The organism is Rhodococcus sp. NPDC060086, assembly GCF_042730275.1.
Taxonomy (GTDB): domain Bacteria; phylum Actinomycetota; class Actinomycetes; order Mycobacteriales; family Mycobacteriaceae; genus Rhodococcus.
Window position 1 is genome coordinate 18036 of record NZ_JBHWWZ010000052.1, and the last position, 17530, is coordinate 35565.

17 protein-coding genes and 2 riboswitches are annotated in these 17530 nt (G+C 65.6%); of the genes, 8 read left to right on the forward strand and 9 right to left on the reverse strand.

From position 1 onward, the window contains the following. The first annotated feature begins 96 nt into the window (after positions 1–96). The 6 genes from ACFWB0_RS21635 to ACFWB0_RS21660 all read left to right on the forward strand — a co-directional run bounded on the left by ACFWB0_RS21635 (position 97) and on the right by ACFWB0_RS21660 (position 6235). Positions 97–1500, forward strand: a complete 1404-nt coding sequence (locus ACFWB0_RS21635) for an LLM class flavin-dependent oxidoreductase (protein ID WP_378492453.1) — start codon at positions 97–99, stop codon at positions 1498–1500. Between the two features lie 22 nt (positions 1501–1522). Continuing rightward, the gene (locus tag ACFWB0_RS21640; protein WP_378492469.1) at positions 1523–2728 is read left to right on the forward strand and encodes a CaiB/BaiF CoA transferase family protein; all 1206 of its coding nucleotides are present in this window, start codon (positions 1523–1525) and stop codon (positions 2726–2728) included. Then, entirely contained in the window at positions 2725–3639 is a 915-nt protein-coding gene (locus ACFWB0_RS21645; protein WP_054805727.1) for an aldolase/citrate lyase family protein, read from the forward strand. Before ACFWB0_RS21640 ends, ACFWB0_RS21645 begins: the two co-directional genes overlap by 4 nt. A 120-nt stretch (positions 3640–3759) precedes the next feature. Continuing rightward, the gene (locus ACFWB0_RS21650; RefSeq protein ID WP_378492454.1) at positions 3760–4335 is read left to right on the forward strand and encodes a hypothetical protein; all 576 of its coding nucleotides are present in this window, start codon (positions 3760–3762) and stop codon (positions 4333–4335) included. Positions 4336–4364: 29 nt separating this feature from the next. Then, positions 4365–5573 (forward strand): sensor histidine kinase, encoded by a 1209-nt coding sequence (locus ACFWB0_RS21655; RefSeq protein WP_378492455.1) that lies wholly within the window; start codon positions 4365–4367, stop codon positions 5571–5573. Continuing rightward, a complete protein-coding gene (locus tag ACFWB0_RS21660) occupies positions 5570–6235 on the forward strand; it encodes a response regulator (protein ID WP_378492456.1) in 666 nt (221 codons plus the stop codon). Before ACFWB0_RS21655 ends, ACFWB0_RS21660 begins: the two co-directional genes overlap by 4 nt. 78 nt (positions 6236–6313) lie before the next feature. Here ACFWB0_RS21660 and ACFWB0_RS21665 read toward each other — a convergent pair whose 3' ends face one another. Then, a complete protein-coding gene (locus ACFWB0_RS21665; RefSeq protein ID WP_378492457.1) occupies positions 6314–7075 on the reverse strand; it encodes an SDR family oxidoreductase in 762 nt (253 codons plus the stop codon). Between the two features lie 14 nt (positions 7076–7089). After that, a complete protein-coding gene (locus ACFWB0_RS21670; RefSeq protein ID WP_378492458.1) occupies positions 7090–7542 on the reverse strand; it encodes an anthrone oxygenase family protein in 453 nt (150 codons plus the stop codon). A gap of 87 nt (positions 7543–7629) precedes the next feature. On the opposite strand from ACFWB0_RS21670, the gene ACFWB0_RS21675 reads away from it, so the two are divergent. After that, on the forward strand, positions 7630–8205 hold the full coding sequence (locus tag ACFWB0_RS21675; protein ID WP_054805766.1) for a TetR family transcriptional regulator: 576 nt from the start codon (positions 7630–7632) through the stop codon (positions 8203–8205). 55 nt (positions 8206–8260) lie between these two features. Here ACFWB0_RS21675 and ACFWB0_RS21680 read toward each other — a convergent pair whose 3' ends face one another. The 7 genes from ACFWB0_RS21680 to ACFWB0_RS21710 form a co-directional block, all read right to left on the reverse strand. Further along, positions 8261–9478 (reverse strand): cobalamin-independent methionine synthase II family protein, encoded by a 1218-nt coding sequence (locus ACFWB0_RS21680; RefSeq protein WP_378492459.1) that lies wholly within the window; start codon positions 9476–9478, stop codon positions 8261–8263. A gap of 26 nt (positions 9479–9504) precedes the next feature. Continuing rightward, positions 9505–11805, reverse strand: a complete 2301-nt coding sequence (gene metE, locus ACFWB0_RS21685) for a 5-methyltetrahydropteroyltriglutamate--homocysteine S-methyltransferase (protein ID WP_378492460.1) — start codon at positions 11803–11805, stop codon at positions 9505–9507. A gap of 150 nt (positions 11806–11955) precedes the next feature. Further along, positions 11956–12168: riboswitch (cobalamin riboswitch) on the reverse strand. A 175-nt stretch (positions 12169–12343) separates the two neighbouring features. Next, positions 12344–12904 (reverse strand): hypothetical protein, encoded by a 561-nt coding sequence (locus tag ACFWB0_RS21690; protein ID WP_378492461.1) that lies wholly within the window; start codon positions 12902–12904, stop codon positions 12344–12346. After that, the gene (locus ACFWB0_RS21695; protein WP_378492462.1) at positions 12901–13548 is read right to left on the reverse strand and encodes a (2Fe-2S)-binding protein; all 648 of its coding nucleotides are present in this window, start codon (positions 13546–13548) and stop codon (positions 12901–12903) included. Before ACFWB0_RS21695 ends, ACFWB0_RS21690 begins: the two co-directional genes overlap by 4 nt. After that, entirely contained in the window at positions 13541–14368 is an 828-nt protein-coding gene (locus tag ACFWB0_RS21700; protein ID WP_378492463.1) for an ABC transporter ATP-binding protein, read from the reverse strand. Before ACFWB0_RS21700 ends, ACFWB0_RS21695 begins: the two co-directional genes overlap by 8 nt. Further along, positions 14365–15456, reverse strand: a complete 1092-nt coding sequence (locus ACFWB0_RS21705) for a FecCD family ABC transporter permease (RefSeq protein ID WP_378492470.1) — start codon at positions 15454–15456, stop codon at positions 14365–14367. The genes ACFWB0_RS21700 and ACFWB0_RS21705 overlap by 4 nt, the downstream gene beginning before the upstream one ends. Before the next feature lie 5 nt (positions 15457–15461). Next, positions 15462–16619 carry an ABC transporter substrate-binding protein gene (locus ACFWB0_RS21710; protein WP_378492464.1) on the reverse strand — a complete coding sequence of 386 codons (1158 nt, stop codon included), beginning with the start codon at positions 16617–16619 and terminating at the stop codon, positions 15462–15464. A 74-nt stretch (positions 16620–16693) separates the two neighbouring features. After that, a riboswitch (cobalamin riboswitch) is annotated at positions 16694–16824 on the reverse strand. A gap of 73 nt (positions 16825–16897) precedes the next feature. Here ACFWB0_RS21710 and ACFWB0_RS21715 point away from each other — a divergent pair. Then, entirely contained in the window at positions 16898–17476 is a 579-nt protein-coding gene (locus ACFWB0_RS21715) for a TerD family protein (RefSeq protein WP_378492465.1), read from the forward strand. The last annotated feature ends 54 nt before the right edge of the window (positions 17477–17530 follow it).

Genomic DNA, 17530 nt, shown 5'->3' on the forward strand with positions numbered 1-17530 from the left:
TTTCCTGACACGTATTTCGGTGTTGACAATCTATCACCGAGCATTAAATATATCAGTTGACATCAGATGTGTTTATTTCTGACAAGGGAGCCTTCCATGGCAGAGCGCAGAACCGACCAGATGACGCTCGTGGCGTTCATGCAGGCGTCGAACGTGTCCGTGTACTCGGGGTCATGGCGATACCCGAACGCGGCGCAGGACTACTTGAGCCTGGCCTACTACCAGCGGATCGCACGGGTCCTCGAAGAAGGCAACTTCGACCTGATGTTCTTCGACGACCGGCTCGCGATGCCCGGCATCTACGGCAACTCCGTCGCCGACGCCGTCCGCTACGGCGCCCGGCCGATCAAGCTCGACCTCACCGCGATTCTCGGCGCTGCCGCGGCCGCGACCACGCATCTGGGGCTCGGAGCAACCTACTCCACGACCTACTACCAGCCGTTCCACGTCGCACGTACCTTTGCGACACTCGATCATCTCAGTGGTGGACGCGCCGCCTGGAACATCGTCACCTCGGTGAACGACGCCGAGGCGCGCAACTTCGGTGTGGACAAGCACTTCGACCACGACAAGCGCTACGACCGCGCCGAGGAGTTCGTGGAAGTTGTCGCAAAACTGTGGGATTCATGGGAAGACGACGCGATCATCGGCGACAGGGAATCGGGGATCTTCGCCGACGCGGAGAAGGTTCACGAAGTCGATCACCACGGCGAATTCTTCGATGTCCAGGGCCCGCTCACCGTGCCGCGAACGCCGCAGGGTCGGCCCGTGCTGATCCAGGCGGGCCAATCCGGTCGTGGCCGGCAGTTCGCCGCCAAGTGGGCCGATCTGATCTTCACGGGCGACCCGAGTCAGGCTGTCGCAGCCGAGCATTATGCGGATCAGAAAGCACTGGTCGCCGAGTACGGCCGGGCGACCGACTCCGTGCGGGTTCTTCCGATGGTCTACGTCATCCCGGGAGAGACCGAGGAGATCGCGCAGCAGAAGGAAAGCATCTTCCTGCACGAGCTCGTCCACCCCCAAGCGTCACTGACCCTGTTGTCGGAGGTCACCAACCACGATTTCGCGGGTCACAGCCTCGACGACGTCGTCACCGACGAGCTGATCGAGAGTGTCTCGGGCATCCGGGGCCTCGTGCAGGGCGTCAAGCGCCACATCGGCGACCAGGAACTGACCCTGCGCGTCCTCGCCAACCACCGTGCCACCCTGCTGCAAGGTCCTCGTTTCGTGGGCACCGGCGCCCAGATCGCGGCGCAGATGGAGGAGTGGTTCCAGTCGCGTTCGTGCGACGGATTCGTCATCGCCGCAACTCATTTCCCCGGAGCATTCGAAGACTTCGTGCGGCTCGTCGTGCCGGAACTCCGTGCTCGCGGGCTCGTTCGTGAGGAGTACACCGGTTCCACACTGCGGGAGAACCTCGGCCTCGAGCGCCCCGAGAACCTCATGACTGCAGGTGCGCAGACCGAACTCGTCGCCGACCGGGTGGTCGAGCATGTCTGATCCCGAACCGTCGCGCAGCGCCATGCTGCACGGCATCCGGGTACTGGATCTCGCAACCTTGGCGGCCGGACCGCTCGCGGCCACCTATCTCGGCGAGTTCGGCGCCGACGTGATCAAGGTCGAGCAGCCGCAGGGCGGCGACCCGATCCGGGGATGGGGAGTCCAGAAGGACGGTATCGGGCTCGTCTGGAAGAGCATCGGGCGCAACAAGCGCTCCGTCACAATCGATCTCCGCACCGCAGACGGCCAGGATCTGGTGCGACGTCTCGCGGCGGAATGCGACGTCGTCGTCGCGAACACTCGGCCGCATACTCTCACCCGGTGGGGCCTAGACTACGACGCACTCCGCAGGATCAACCCCAAGATCGTGATGCTGCATGTCACGGGATTCGGTCTCACCGGCCCCAAGTCGTCGCGCCCGGGATTCGGCACTCTCGGTGAGGCGATGAGCGGATTCGCGCACACCACAGGCGAATCGGACGGACCTCCGACGCTGCCCTCCTTCATGCTCGCCGACGGAGTGGCATCGCTCAACGCCGCGTATTCGATCATGATGGCGCTCTATCACCGGGACGTGCACGGTGCGGACGGTCAGCTGATCGACGTCAACCTGGTCGATCCGCTGGCGAGGCTGCTCGAACAGTCGCTGCTCGCCTACGACCAGACCGGTGAGATCGCACAACGGACCGGAAACCGTTGGGGTATCTCGGCGCCCCGCAACACCTACCGGACGAAGGACGACAAATGGCTCGCGATGTCGGCCAGCTCACCGAGCATCGCGGTGCGGGTGTTCAAGGCGATCGGACGCCATGACCTCGTCGACGATCCGGACTTCTCGGATGCGCAACGGCGCCTCGAGCGGTTGGACGACGTGGACAAGCTCGTCGCAGAGTGGGTAGCGCAGCACACTCTCGACGACGCAATGGCCGTGTTCGAAGCGGGGGAGATTGCTGCGGCGCCCGTCTACGATGTCTCCCAACTCGTTGAGGACGAGCAGATGATCGCTCGCGAGGTGTTCGTCCGGGTCGACGATCCGGATCTCGAGAGCATGCTCGTTCAGGCTCCGGTACCGCGATTCTCGGGAAATGCCGGAATCGTCGACAACCTGGGGCCCGCACTGGGGGCGCACACCGCGGAAGTCCTCACCGAGGTGCTCGACCTCACCTACGCGCAGATCGCCGATCTGTGCGACCGCGACATCATCACGTTGGGAAGGAACGCCTCATGACCTCGACGCCACGACCGCTCCGGCGGTCGGAACTCGCGACACCCGCGTCCAACGAGCGGATGTTCGCGAAAGCTGCCGCCTCCGACGCCGACCTCGTGTTCCTCGACCTCGAGGACGCCTGTGCCCCCGCTGAGCGGGAAGAAGCCCGCGGCAAGGCCGTTCGCGCTCTCAACGAGTACGACTGGGGACACACGGCCCGGGCGATCCGTATGAACGGCATCGACACTCGCTGGGCGTACGGGGACGTCGTCGAGGTGCTCACCGGCGCCCGCGAGAACCTCGATGTCATCATCGTGCCCAAGGTGACCGCCGCACGGGATGTCTGGTGGGTCGACACCCTGCTCACGCAGGTCGAGGACACACTCGGAATGACCAAACGCATCCGGCTCGAGGTACTCATCGAGGATGTGGCCGGGGTGGCGAACGCAGAGGAGATCGCCACGTCCAGTGGTCGCCTCGACGCACTCATCTTCGGTGCCGGCGACCTGTCGGTGTCGCAGGGCGCCCGTGTCGACACGAACTTCCGGCCCCGCGACGACTACCCCGGTGACTTCTGGCACTACGCGCGGATGAAGGTGCTCACTGCGGCCCGCATCGGGCGTCTGCTCGCGATCGACGCGCCGTATCCCGACTTCAAGGATGCCACGGGCTACGAACGTGAAGCCCGTCGTGCATCGGCGTTGGGATTCAACGGCAAGTGGGCGATCCACCCGTCGCAGATCGACATCGCCAATGACGTGTACTCGCCCACCGAGGACGAGATCCGCCAGGCGAAGCGGAATCTCGAGGCGTATCGCGAGGCGGAAGCTCGAGGTCTCGGCGCGACCAGCGTCGACGGTCAACTCGTCGATGCGGCCCACGTCAAGCTGGCGCTCGCCGTTCTGGAACAGGCGGAGCAGACGCGACGCTGACCTGCTTGCCGACGCCGAAGAGTACGACTGGAAGCTGCCGAGTATCCGTCGTGCGGGGGACTGGAGAGATGGGTCGCGTCGGCGATGCGGGGGCGGCACCGGGGCGCGAGGATTCGGGGCATGGAAAAGAACATCGCCTTCATAGTGGCGCCATTGCTCACCGTTGTATACGGAGTGGTACGGCTGCTGGACTCGATCGATGGTGAGCGTGGGCCCGGAATTGCCTGGACTGTGGGGCATCTGGCGTTCCTCGGCGCGCTCGGTCTATTCGCGGTAGTGGTCTGGGAAATGCGGCGGCGGGCCGGACGCGGTCAGTTCGCGACAGGGACGGCCGTCGTAGCTCTGGTGGGGATAGGGTGCGCGGTCGTGCAGTTCGGGATCGATCTCGTTGTGGGGATGCTCGCCACGGACCACGCCGCGATGAGCCCGATGTTCGAGTCGGTGCAGTCGTTGCCCGGTGTGGAGCTCGCCGTGTACGCGATCGGCCCGGTCCTGTTCTATCTGGGATTGATCGTGGCGGCCTGTCATCTCGTCGTGGTCGGTGAGCTCAGGGCGTGGTCCGCGGCGTTCGTCACGCTCGGTGTCGTCGTCGCCGCCATCAGCCTTGACCTGCTTCCGGTCGCGGGCCTGCTCATGACAGCCGGTCTCTTTCCTCTGACACGACGCTCCGCCCGGCCGATGACCCTCGCATCCTGATCCCTACCGACAGGGAACAGCGGGGATCTGTGGCAGGATTGCGCGTTGTGCCGGACGTGCCGATGATCGCCAGAGTACGACGATGGGCAGGTGCACCCGGAGCGCTCGTTGCGCTGGCCGTCGTGCTCGCAGTCGTGCAGGCAGCACCTCTGTTGTTCCAGCAGAGCATCGATGGACGTGCGTGGCATTGGTGGGGGTATGTCGCGGCCGTCGGAGCATCGCTCCCGGTGATGGCGGTGCGCCGGTACCCGGTCGCCGTTCTGCTCGTGTCCATCACAGTGTCGGCGTCGTACGACCTCGTCGAACCGGTTGCCCCGCAACCACTGTGGTACGGGGTTCTGGTGGGGGTCTACGGGCTGGCGAACTGGAGCGGGCCGTGGGTGAGAGTGGTGGTGTTCACCCTCATCTGCGGGGTGGGACTCGCCACCGTGGGATCCCTCAACACGGCGATGCGGGGCATCCTGATGTACGTCGCGGCCTATGCACTGGGACGGGCCGCCGCGAGTGCCCGTGCCAGAACCGAGGCGCTCGCCGAACAGACGCTCCGGCTGGAACGGGAACGTCGCCGCGACGAGGAGCGGGCCGCCGAACGCGAGCGAGCTCGCATCGCGCGCGACATGCACGACATTCTTGCTCACTCCATCACCCTGATGGTGGTGCAGGCGGAGGCAGGCCCTGTCGTCGTGGAGCATTCACCCCGGCGTGCGGCCGACGCGTTCGATGCCATCGCGGAGGCCGGCCGTGACGCCCTCTCCCAACTCCGCCGGCTACTTGCGATCCTGAAAGAGGAAGACGTCTCCCGCGCACCGCAACCGACCATCGAAGACCTGCCCGTTCTCGTCCGGCAGGTCGGCGGAACCGGCCCGGCCGCGGTCTATCGTGTCGAAGGTGAACCACGCGCAGTCCCCGCCGATTGCGGTGTCGCGGTGTATCGGATCGTCCAGGAGTCGTTGACGAACATCGTCAAGCACGCCGAAGCAGAACACGCGGAGGTCCACATCCGCTGGCACGACGACGCACTGGAGATCACGATCACCGACGATGGACGCGGTGCGGACACCGCACGACCCGCTGGAGGTCACGGCCTGATCGGTATCCGCGAGCGCGCCGCCGCATGCGGTGGTACTGCCGTCGCGGGTGCCCGACCCGACGGCCGACCGGGCTTCGAGGTCACCGCTCGACTCCCGCTCGCGGCCGATCCGGTGACGGAATCACGGGAAGGCTCCGGAGCCGCATGACGATTCGCGTGGTGGTGGCCGACGATCAGGAGCTGGTACGGGCAGGGTTCGCGATGATTCTCGGCGCGCAGACCGACATGATGGTCGTTGCGGAAGCGGGCGACGGGTTCGAGGCGGTCGGGGCGGCGAGAGCGCATCGACCGGATGTGGTGCTCCTCGACATCCGGATGCCCGGGATGGACGGGCTGGAGGTTGCGCGCATCGTCTGCACCGAGACTTCGTCGCGAGTGGTCATGCTCACGACGTTCGATCAGGACGATTACGTCTTCGATGCCCTGCGTGCCGGTGCCAGTGGTTTCCTCCTCAAGGACGTCAGACGCGACGACCTCGTACATGCCGTACGGGTTGTCGCAGCAGGAGAGTCGCTCCTGGCGCCGTCCGTCACCCGCACGCTGATCGCCGCCTTCACTTCGGGTGCAGCGACGCTCCCGCCACAGAGCTCGCGGCTCGGTCTGCTGACCACCCGTGAGATCGAGACGATGCGGTTGCTGGGCGCCGGGTTGTCCAACGCGGAGATCGCGGCGTCCCTCGTAGTCAGCGAGCACACCGTGAAATCCCATGTCAGCAGTATCCTTGCGAAGCTGTCCCTGCGTGACCGGGTTCAGGCGGTCATCGCCGCCTACGAAACGGGTCTCATCCGCCCGGGAACACGCTCGGCCTGATCGCATACGCGGAACGTGAGTTCGAGGGCTGATGCGCCGAAGGGGTGCAGCTCTGCGCGGTCGAGGCCCTCGTCCTTGCTATGCCAGATACTCGCTGAAGGTCTGCACTCCGACCGCCCGCTCCGGGGTCAGGTTGTTTCCGGCGCGAAACGCCGCAAACGCGCGCCCGGGGAGACGGATCGGCCAAATCCCCTTTCTTGCCCCGATCGACGCAGCGTAGGTCCGGGCAAGATCTCGTGCGTCGATGATTTCGGGCCCCCCTACCTCCAGTACCCGACCCGCGGGTGGGGCCGCTGCCAGTCGGGCAAGTTCGTCGGCAACTTCGGCTGCGGCGATCGGCTGGATCCGGATATCCGGTGTGAGAAGAACGGGTAGGCGCTTCTGGCGAGCGAACAGTCCGGCCACCAGTTCGTGGAACTGTGTCGAGCGCAGGATGCTGTAGCCGAGCCCGGATCGTTCCAGCTGTTGTTCGACCTCCACTTTGCCCGTGTAGTACCCGAAGGGAATCCGGTCCACACCGACGATCGAGATGAGCACGACGTGCTCGATTCCGGCGACTCGTGCAGCCGAGAAGAGGTGCCGAGCGGCGCGGACATCCGCACGTCGGGAGTAGCCGGTCGCGCAGTGCACCACGGTGTCGGCGCCCGCCAACGCACGCTCGATGCCTTCGTCGCGGCCCAGATCGGCGACTGCCCACTCGAGTCCGGTTCTCGTGTCGCCGGATCGGTCGTGACGGCTGACCACACGCACCCGGCGCTCGGCATCGCGCAAGCGGTCGACGACATGATGGCCGACGGTGCCGGTGCCGCCCGTAACGACTATCGGTGACGAATTGTTCATGGCCGTCCTTCGCGTCAGATCAGGAGTAATCCCACCGCCGACAGTGCGAAGCCGAGCGCGATGACGCCAACCCGCACATAGTGGTAGCGGTCCCAGGTGTCAGCTTGCTCCTTCCAGTCCGGCGGCGCTCCCTCTTCTGCCCATCGGATCGAGCGATTGTTGATCGGTACGAGAAGCAGGACCGACATCACGACGCTGACCAGCAACAACGCCGACGCACCCAACGTCATCCATGCAGTGGTGTCGCCCCACCCCAGAATCGTCCACAGAATCGCAATGGCGAGCGTGCCGATGTACCAGAACGGCATCACGCGTCCGAGCACCCGCGCGCCGTCGCTGCGAGCAGCCACACCGGCATCGTCAGGTATTCGATACATGATCGGATTGACGAACACTGCGATGGCGAATTCCACCCCCACCAACATGCCGAAGACCACGACCGTGGTGACTGCAACTGCATTCAGCATGGAAACCTCCTGGATATAGCAATGCTAGAAATTAGATCGACGATAACATTTCGACGACTCAAGATCTAGCACTGCTAGAATCACGGAATGTCAGTGCAGGAGCGCAAAGCGCGTGAGCGGGCTTCCCGCCACAGGTCGATCATCGCGGCAGCGCGTGAGATGGCAGAGGCAGAAGGGTGGGACGCTGTCACCACTCGGCGATTGGCCGAACGGATCGAATACAGCCAACCCGTGCTCTACAGCCATTTTCGGGGTAAGGACGAGATCATCGCGGCTGTCGCACTGGACGGTTTTTCCGAGATGACCCTGGAGTTGTCCCGAGCGGTCTCCGGAACCCACTCGCCACGCGCCGCTGTCGCTGCCCTCACGAGTGCCTACATCGCGTTCGGAGAGCGACATCCTGCCGTGTACGACTCGATGTTCAACCTCGACAACGGACTGCCTTTCGCGGACCCTGCGACCCCGGCCCCGATGCGTGAGTCCTTCCAAGTCCTACACGACACGTTGACACTGGTCGCGGGAACCGTCGAACCGGGTCTGCTGGCCGAGGTCTACTGGGCTGCAGTGCACGGTCTGGTCGAGCTCACCCGAACGGGCAGGGTTCCTCCGCAGGACACCGCACGTCGCATCGAGGTGCTCGTCGATCGCTTTGCCGTCGAATGAGGGGCCGGGCGTGGTCCGGGAGGATTTCTTCCGGACCACGCCGGTTCGGCGTCGACTACCAGAGGCGCCGGGTAGCCAATTCTGCGCCCTTGGTGAGTGATTCGAGCTTCGCCCACGCGATCTGTGGGTGGATGCGACCGCCGAGACCGCAGTCGGTCGAGGCGATCACATTCTCGGGGCCGACGACGCTCGCGAACCGCTCGATCCGGTCGGCGACGAGTTCGGGGTGCTCGACCACATTCGTGGCGTGACTGATCACGCCGGGCACAATCTGCTTGCCATCGGGTAGCGTCACGTCCTCCCATACCCGCCATTCGTGCTCGTGACGGACGTTCGCGGCCTCGAACGAATACGAACCGGCGTCGATCGTCAGCATCGTCTCGACGAGGTACTTGAACTCGAGATCGGTGGTGTGCGGGCCGTGCCAGCTGCCCCAGCACAGGTGGAAACGGATCCGGTCCTCCGGTAACCCACGCAGGGCGTGGTTGAGCGCCTCCACGCGGATGCGGGTGAATGCGAGATAGTCCTCCACCGTGGGTTCCGGGCTGATCTGATCCCAGTTCTCGGCGATCGACGGGTCGTCGATCTGCAGGATCAACCCGGCATCGATGATCGCCTGGTATTCCTCGCGCATCGCGTCCGCGCAAGCCCAGATGAACTCTTCTTCGGATGTGTAGAACTGATTTCCGATTCGCGATGCACTGCCGGGTGAGAGCGAGGTGATGAAGCCGTGCTCTGCCCCGGATGCAGACAGGGCGGACTTCAGGTTCGCAATGTCCGACGCGATCGCGTCATGTCCGGTGTAGGTGACGGGACCCGTCGCGGTAGGAAACACCGGAGCCTCGTCACCGACGGAGACACCGCTCTTCGGATCGCTGTAGGCCTCGGCGAACGTGGCCCAGTCACGTCGGTCCGGGAACGTCGTGAGCCGCACGTTGCCGGGTGTCGACCGGACGGGCTCGCCGCCGAACGGTCCACCTTCGGCCAGTTCCAGCCCGGACAGACGCTGGAACGAGTACGACCACCAGGCGCCGTAGTCGACGGCCGAAGACATCGCCTTTCCGTATTCGCCGTCGCCGGGTGTGGTGATCCCGAGGTCGATCTGGCGACGAACCAAGGCGTCGACCTGTCCGGCGAGTAATTCCGAATACTCTCTCGTCGTGTCGAGTCTGAATCCGTCCGCGGCATCCCGGCGTGCCCGGTTGGCGGCCACCAGCTCGTCGGTTCGAGGCAGGCTCCCGGCGTGCGTGGTGCGAATGTGTTTCGTGGTCATGGTGATCGGGTGCTTTCTGGGAATCGTTATCGGTCGAGCTCGGACCGAACCGTTGCAGCCGCGGCGACGAGGTTCGTCAACGACGCCGTGACCTCATCGGTGCCGCGCGTCTTGAGTCCGCAGTCCGGGTTGACCCACAGGCGCTCGGCGGGAACGGCGCGCAGCGCTTCGCGAAGAGACTCGGCGATCTCGTTCTCGCTCGGAACCCGCGGTGAGTGGATGTCGTAGACGCCGGGGCCCACTCCGAGGTCGAATCCGATTGCGTTGAGGTCGTCGAGCACCTCCATGTGTGAACGCGCGGCCTCGATGGAGGTGACGTCGGCGTCGAGTTCGGCGATCGCCTCGATGACCTCTCCGAACTCCGAGTAACACAGATGGGTGTGGATCTGCGTCGAATCCGCCACGCCGGACGTCGAAAGACGGAACGCCCCGACTGCCCACTCCAGGTATTCGGCCTGATCGGACTTGCGAAGCGGCAACAGTTCTCGCAGTGCCGGCTCGTCGACCTGGATGATGCGCACTCCCGCAGCCTGCAGGTCCACCGTCTCGTTGCGGATGGCCAGGGCGATCTGATCGGCGGTGTCGGCGAGAGGCTGGTCGTCGCGGACGAACGACCACGCGAGAATCGTCACGGGACCGGTGAGCATGCCCTTGACCGGCTTGTCGGTGAGCGACTGTGCGTAAGTGATCCAGTCGACGGTCATGGCATTCGGCCGCGCGACATCGCCGTAGAGAATCGGCGGACGTACACAACGGCTTCCGTACGACTGGACCCAGCCGTTCTCGGTCGCGAAGAATCCGTCGAGCTGCTCGGCGAAGTACTGCACCATGTCGTTGCGCTCCGGCTCACCGTGCACGAGCACATCGATTCCGAGCTTCTCCTGGAGGGCCACCACTTCAGCGATCTCGTCGCGCATCCGCTGCACGTAATCCGCGCGTTCGATCTCGCCCTTGCGCAATGCGGCTCGGGCCACCCGGATGCGCGTGGTCTGCGGGTACGAGCCGATGGTGGTGGTCGGCAACAGAGGCAGATCGAGATGCTGTCGCTGGATCTCGCGGCGCCGATCGGCCGACGTGCGAGTGCGGTTCGATGCGATCGAGTCGAGCATGCCGCGCACCTGGCGGTTGCGTAGGCGAGGATCGGACGCGCGTACATCGGCAGCCGCGTGCGCCGCGGCGAGCTCGGAAGCCACGGCGTCGCGGCCGATGCGCAGTGCCGTCGACAAGGTGACGACCTCGGCGACCTTCTCGGTGCCGAATGCCAGCCACGCGCGCAGCGATTCGTCGAGGCTCGACTCTGCCTCGATGGTGTACGGAACGTGCAGCAACGAGCATGACGACGACACCGCCACCGAGCCCGTCGAGCCGAGCAGTGTGGCGAGGGTGGCCAGGGCCGTCTCCAGATCGGTGCGCCACACGTTGCGGCCGTCCACCACGCCCGCCACGATCAGCTTGTCCGCCAGGGCAGGCAGTCCGGCGATGTCTGCCGAGTCACCTGCGACCAGGTCGACCGCGAGGCCTTCGACACCGGTGCGAGCGAGTGCACCGAGCGCCGGACCGAGGCTGCCGAAATAGGAGGCGACGAGGATCGCAGGACGGTCCTGTGCCTGCGACAGCGTGCCGTACACCTGTTCGACCGCGGCGACGGTCGCGTCGTCGAGATCGCGGACGAGTGCGGGCTCGTCGAGCTGCACCCAATCGACTCCGGCGGCGGCGAGTTGCGACAAGAGGTCCTGATACAGCGGGACCAGCTCATCGGCACGGTCGAGGAGCGGGCCCTGTTCGCTGGTGGACTTCGACAGCAGCAAGAACGTCAGCGGGCCGACGACTACCGGGCGGGCCGGAACGCCGAGCGCGCGGGCCTCGGCGACCTCGCCGAGCACCTTCGACGGATCGAGCGAGAAGACCGTGTCAGGGCCGATCTCGGGGACGAGGTAGTGGTAGTTGGTGTCGAACCACTTCGTCATCTCGAGCGGTGCGACGTCGTCGTTGCCTCGCGCGGCTGCGAAATAGCGGTCGAGGTCGTCGGCGATACCCGACACCCGGGGCGGTAGTGCGCCGAGCATGGCTGCAGTGTCGAGGATGTGGTCGTAGTACGAGAACGTGTTGACCGGAATCGAATCGAGCCCGGCGTCGCGCTGCGCAGCCCAGGTGTCGGCGCGCAGTCCGGCGGCGACCTTCTCCAGCCCGGCGCGGTCGATCCGGCCGGCCCAATACGATTCGACGGCCTTCTTCAGTTCACGCTGGGGTCCGATCCGTGCGGAGCCGAGAACGGTGGCGTGGAAGGCAGGGGCAGCATGGAAGGTAGGGACAGAGGGTGTAGGCACTGGTGGTACTCCGGTGGTCGGTCCTTGATGGCCTACCGCCCGTAGGATGCGCGAATCCGACCGAGCCCAGTCGACTCCGGCCCGGCCGGAGCGAGAGAATACGATGCGGGTCCGCGCGCCCGGTCCACGAGGCGGCACACCGCCGGGCACGGCGTGCCCGGCGCAGATGGCAGGTATTCGGACTTGCAAGCGCCCGAGCCTGTGGGCCCGTACCTACTGGCCGTCGCTTCCCGGGGTGATGCCCAGTGCTGATGACGGCGGTCGTTCCTGCATACCGCTGCGGGACAGTCCCGGATTCTCACCGGGTTCCCTCTTCCACACCCCGCGCAGGGGTGCTTCGACGCCGCCACGGCCTTCGGGGCTCCTCACGACCGGCACGGCGAACCAACTACATCCCGGAGTATAGCCACGTCTTCATTCGAACGGGCAAAGCAGGAAGAACGGTTACAACGCAATCAGACAGATACAACCCTGCCGAGGGTTTGTATCTGTCTGCGCGGGTTGTATTTCCGTCGTGCGTTTCTGTCGGCTGTGCTGGTCAGGAGTGGCGAAATCCTTTGCCGGTTCGGTCACGGGGATCCGGCGCCAGGCCGAGGAATTCCGACCGAATGCGATCCCACGCCTCGAGGTGCACCCACACCGGTTCGTCCGTCAGCTGCTGCATGTTCGTGAGGAACGGGGTGGGCAACATGATCGTGAGCATCTGTTCGTCACGGCCGTTGAACAGGCGCACACCCCACGACGTCGGTGCGTCGTCCGTGCCGATCCTGCGGTACAGCTCTGCCCGGCCGCAGCGACGGATACGGCCGAGCTCCGGTCCGCTCGCGGTGTGCTCGCCGATGCACAGGTGAAAATGCCAGCGACCGAAGTCGACGGTCGCATACCCGTCGTACATCGAGATCTTCTTCGAAGCATTGGGTGCCGCGACCTCGAGCGCCGAACCTTCGATGAGCAGGCCGAACCACATGTCGTCCCAGTACTCGTCGAACAACAACCGGATCAGCCGCAGTAGTGAGTCCTCATCGGTGGGAAGCGGCCAGCGCTGTTCGCGACCACCGTCCTCGGTGTCGACGATCTCAGGGGCGAATGCGACTGTCACAGAATCTCCTTCGTCGATGCGTTCGGTGGGCTGGGGAAGACGCAATCGCCGCACACGCCTCCGCCCGGGACGCGGTAGTACAGGCAGCAACTGCGACGTCGGCCGGTGGACCGGACCATCGTGCCGACCAGACGTGGATCGTCGAAGAGTGTGTCGATGTGCGCCTGCGCGGCATCACCGATCACGCGTCCGGCCCCGATCAGCGCGGACGCGGAGTTACCCCACATCAAACCCGGGGCGACGATGTCGCTCCACGCGTCGATGAGCGGTTCGAGCTGGTCGTCGAGGATTTCAGCGGTGGTCGAACCGAATTCGGGGTCGACGATGTGCAGTCGCAGCCCCCCGTCGTTGCACCACAGCAACGTGTCCGGGTCGAGGCGGACACATCGGCCCGAGTCGACGACCGAGCCCAACGACACCGACCACATCCGGGCGGCGTAGCCGAAGAAGAGAGTCGACGCGGCCACTCGGGCCTCCCCGGTTCCCATCCGGTGCGCAGTATCCGACACCAACGGGTCGCGAATCATACTGTCGCGCAGCGCAGACGTCTGCTGCCACCGGCCGTCCGGTACTGCGCCGGTGCTCACCGAGAAGTAGGGACTCAGCGCGGCAATGCGCCCGAGTACTGCGGCAGGGTCAGACACGGCTGTCCTCCGAATCGAGGTCGAACACCAGTGTGCGCGGATCGAAGCGCATCCGTCCACGATCGAATGCTGCTCCGATGCGACCGGACTCGGCCAGAGCTGCGGGGGAATCACAGGTCAGGGTGCGGTCGGCGTCGAGCAACCACATCCGGTCGGACACACGCAGCGCGAGTTCGAGTTCGTGGGTGGACATGATCACGGCGAGGTTCTGTTCGACGGCGAGGCCCCGCAACACGTCGACGAGTTCGACCCGGGACGGCACATCGAGGAACGACGTCGGCTCGTCCAGCACCAGTAGCGATGGGTCCTGTGCGAGGGCGCGAGCGGTGAGTGTGCGTTGTCGCTGCCCATCGGACAGCTCGCTGAACTGCCGGGACGCCAGTTCTGCCGCGCCGACCGCGTCGAGCGCCCAGTCCACCGCGGCCTTGTCCTCCGGCGAGAGTCGTGCGCTGGCAGGGAGGTGCGGCGTCCGTCCGAGGGCGACGAGTTCGCGCACCGTCAGCAGGCCGGGATCGATACGTTCGGTGAGGACCACGGAGATGCGGGTCGCGAGGTCTGCGGGGCGAATCGACGACACGTCGTCGCCGTCGATCAGCACCTGTCCGCGCAGCGCCGGTTGCAGGCCACACAGGGTGCGGAGCAATGTCGATTTACCCGCGCCGTTGGGACCGACCAGGGCGGTGAGCTCCCCGCGGCGAGCGACGGCGTCGAGACCGGTCGCGATCTCGGTGATGCCACTCTTCCGCAACGCGCGGCGACGTGTATAGCCGATCGTCACATCGCGCAGTTCCACACCGTTCACAGGGCCGTGGCTGTTCACAGGGCCGCTCCCAGTGCTCCACGCCGGCTACGCACGAGGACGACGATGACGACCGGCGCGCCGACGAGCGCGGTCACCGCGTTGAGCGGGAACACCGTGTCGGTGCCCGGCATCTGGCTCGCCACACCGCATACCAGTGCCACCACCGCACCGAACAGTGCGACTCCGGGCAGCAGCACTCGATGATCGGAGGTGCCGAATGCCATGCGCGACAGGTGCGGAACGATGAGACCGAGGAATCCGATGGGTCCGCAGAAGGCGGTGGTGACGCCCGCGAGCAGTGCAGCCGACACCACCGTCGTCAGTCGGACGACACGGATGTCGATGCCCATCGACCGCGCGTATCCCTCGCCGAGCAGGAGCGCGTTGAGGGCCCGCACCGTCAGCAGCGCGATGACGATGCCGGCGACGACCACGGGAACCAGCAGCTTCAGGTCCGACCACGTGGTCGCAGTGAAACTGCCCAGACCCCATACGAGGAACTGCTGGGCGCGCTGCGGGTCGGCGTAGACAAGGAGCACGGACACGACTGCGGTGGTCGCCGATCCGAGCATCACACCGATGAGCAACAGCGTCACTGCCGAACGCACCCACCGCGACAGCACCACGATCATCATCAGTACGGCCGCAGCACCGAGCGCGGCAGCGATCACCACTCCGGTGCGACCGAGTCCGGCGAGGTTCGCGGTGAATCCGCTCGCTCCGCCACCACCGGCCACGACGACCAACGCAACACCGAGACTCGCGCCGGAGCTGGCACCGAGGATGTAGGGGTCGGCGAGTGCGTTGCGGAACAGGGTCTGCATCTGCAGGCCGGCGATGCCGAGCGCCGCGCCGACAGTGATCGCGGTGAGCGTGCGAGGTAGCCGGAGGTCGCGGATGACCATGCCCCAGCGCGGATTCTGCGCGTCCTGTCCGAGCAGGACGCGCAGGGTTTCGCCGAGTGGCACCGTGACCGACCCCACCGTCACCGATACGACGGTGGCGACCACGAGCGCCGCGATCAGCGCGGCGAACACCACCGCCACGCGGCGAGCGCGAACCGGGGGAGCGATGGTCTCAGTGTTCGCAGGTGCCGCGCTGAGCACGGTGGTCACGCGGGAAGTTGCTGGTAGAACGTGAATTCGTGGTCGGGTAGCAGCTCGGGATGCAGGATCGCGACGAGGTCGGACAGGACCAGATCGGGTCGCAGCACGCCACGTTCGTAGTAGTCGTTACCGCCGCCGGGTCCGAGCGCCTTGTTCGCGTTCCACACTTGACCGGTGCCGACCGCCGCGAGCTCGCCGTAGCGTTCGTCGTCGGCGAGAGCGTCGGCGACCGAGGTCCAGCTGTTGACGACAAGCCAGGTCGGTGCGTCGGATGCCTCAGCGACCACGACCTCGAAGTCGAGGGGCAGCGACCCGGTGCTGGCGACGTCCTGCCACGGCCACTGCGCGCCCGCGTCGGTGAAGAGGCGGCCCATGTAGCTGCCGCCCGACGACATGTACCAGGTTCCCTGCGACATCCCGCCGAGCAGCGCCGGTGCGGGTTCCGCTCCAGCTGCCTGGTCGGCTACCTCCAGGTAATCGCTGCGGATTCCGTCGTAGACCTCCGCGGCGCGGGCTTCCGTGCCGGTCAGTGCCGCCATCACCTTGATCCACTCGGCGCGACCGAGCGGCGATGCTTCGAGCCACTCGGCGTTCGCGACTACTCCGATCCCGGCTTCGCGCAGCTGCGAATAGGCGGGGTCGTCGGTACCGCCGGTCATCACCACGTCGGGTGCGGCGACGACGACGGCCTCGGTGTCGATGGTGCCGCCGGCCGCGTATTCGGCGACGTCTCCGGATGCGATCCGATCGACGACCGCGGTGTCGCTTACATAGGATCCGTTGGACACGCCGGTGAGTGCGTCGAGCACGCCGAGCTCGGTGACGAGCGGCAGGTGTGTCGTCGAACCCGAATACAGGCTGCTGATCGGCACCGAGATCTGCTGAGCATCGGCGAGATCGTCCGACAGTTCCGGTTCCGGTGCGCCACACTTGACCAGCACGTACGACTCCGGTTCGGCACCGGGAAACGGCTCGTCGACGGTGAGTACCTGGTAGCTGTTCTCGTAGGTGATCGAGAAATTCTCGGCGTCGGCGATCTCCGACTTGTCGGGGAAGTAGTCGACTCTCGAATCGAAGTCGGTGATACAGCCGTCTGAGGCAGCTGTGTCGGTATCGGTGGTGGCGGTCGAGCACCCTGCGAGTGCCAGACCCGCGACTGTCACAGCGCTGAGAAATCTGAGTGGTACGGCGCGAACGCGCATGGCGAAGACGCCCTTTCTCGGGGTGATCCGCCCCGTCCAGGTGAGTACGGCGACGTGAGTATCTGGCTCCCGGGAAACTGTCCCCGGTCACAGTGGCGGGACCGCGCCGGAATCACACCGGCTTCCTCATGCGTCGTCGCATACGACGTCGGGAACCTAACACACGGACCAAGGCGGCAATACGGACCGGGCTGTCCATGGCTATCGTGGAGATCACCACAACGATCGAAAGGACCGGTATGGGTGTCAGCTTGGCCAAGGGTGGAAACGTTTCGCTTTCGAAGGAGGCGCCGAACCTCACGGCGGTGACGATCGGACTGGGCTGGGATGTCCGGGCCACGACGGGAACCGACTTCGATCTCGATGCCAGCGGACTGGTGGCGGGTGCAGGCGGAAAGGTGCTTTCCGACCAGCACTTCGTGTTCTACAACAACCTGCGTTCGCCCGACGGCGCAGTCGAGCACACCGGCGACAACCTGACCGGTGAGGGCGACGGCGACGACGAGTCGATCAACATCGACCTCGTCGCCCTGTCTGCGGACGTGCAGTCGATCGTGTTTCCGGTGTCGATCCACGACGCCGACGCGCGTGGCCAGTCGTTCGGGCAGGTGCGCAATGCGTTCATCCGCGTCGTCGACCGTTCCAACGACCGTGAACTCGCCCGATACGACCTGACGGAGGACGCTTCCACCGAGACCGCGATGGTCTTCGGTGAGCTGTACCGCCACGGCAGCGAGTGGAAGTTCCGTGCCATCGGCCAGGGCTACGCATCCGGGCTCGGGGGTATCGCGCGGGACTACGGCGTGAACATCGGCTGACCCGGTAGCGGTCCGCCGACGAGGCGTGTGGGGTGCCCGGCGACTGCCGGGCAC

Coding starts and splice junctions, on each gene's coding strand:
- ACFWB0_RS21635 (WP_378492453.1), top strand. CDS start 97: ATGGCAGAGCGCAGAACCGACCAGATGACGCTCGTGGCGTTCATGCAG.
- ACFWB0_RS21640 (WP_378492469.1), top strand. CDS start 1,523: ATGCTGCACGGCATCCGGGTACTGGATCTCGCAACCTTGGCGGCCGGA.
- ACFWB0_RS21645 (WP_054805727.1), top strand. CDS start 2,725: ATGACCTCGACGCCACGACCGCTCCGGCGGTCGGAACTCGCGACACCC.
- ACFWB0_RS21650 (WP_378492454.1), top strand. CDS start 3,760: ATGGAAAAGAACATCGCCTTCATAGTGGCGCCATTGCTCACCGTTGTA.
- ACFWB0_RS21660 (WP_378492456.1), top strand. CDS start 5,570: ATGACGATTCGCGTGGTGGTGGCCGACGATCAGGAGCTGGTACGGGCA.
- ACFWB0_RS21665 (WP_378492457.1), bottom strand. CDS start 7,075: ATGAACAATTCGTCACCGATAGTCGTTACGGGCGGCACCGGCACCGTC.
- ACFWB0_RS21670 (WP_378492458.1), bottom strand. CDS start 7,542: ATGCTGAATGCAGTTGCAGTCACCACGGTCGTGGTCTTCGGCATGTTG.
- ACFWB0_RS21675 (WP_054805766.1), top strand. CDS start 7,630: ATGTCAGTGCAGGAGCGCAAAGCGCGTGAGCGGGCTTCCCGCCACAGG.
- ACFWB0_RS21680 (WP_378492459.1), bottom strand. CDS start 9,478: ATGACCACGAAACACATTCGCACCACGCACGCCGGGAGCCTGCCTCGA.
- ACFWB0_RS21715 (WP_378492465.1), top strand. CDS start 16,898: ATGGGTGTCAGCTTGGCCAAGGGTGGAAACGTTTCGCTTTCGAAGGAG.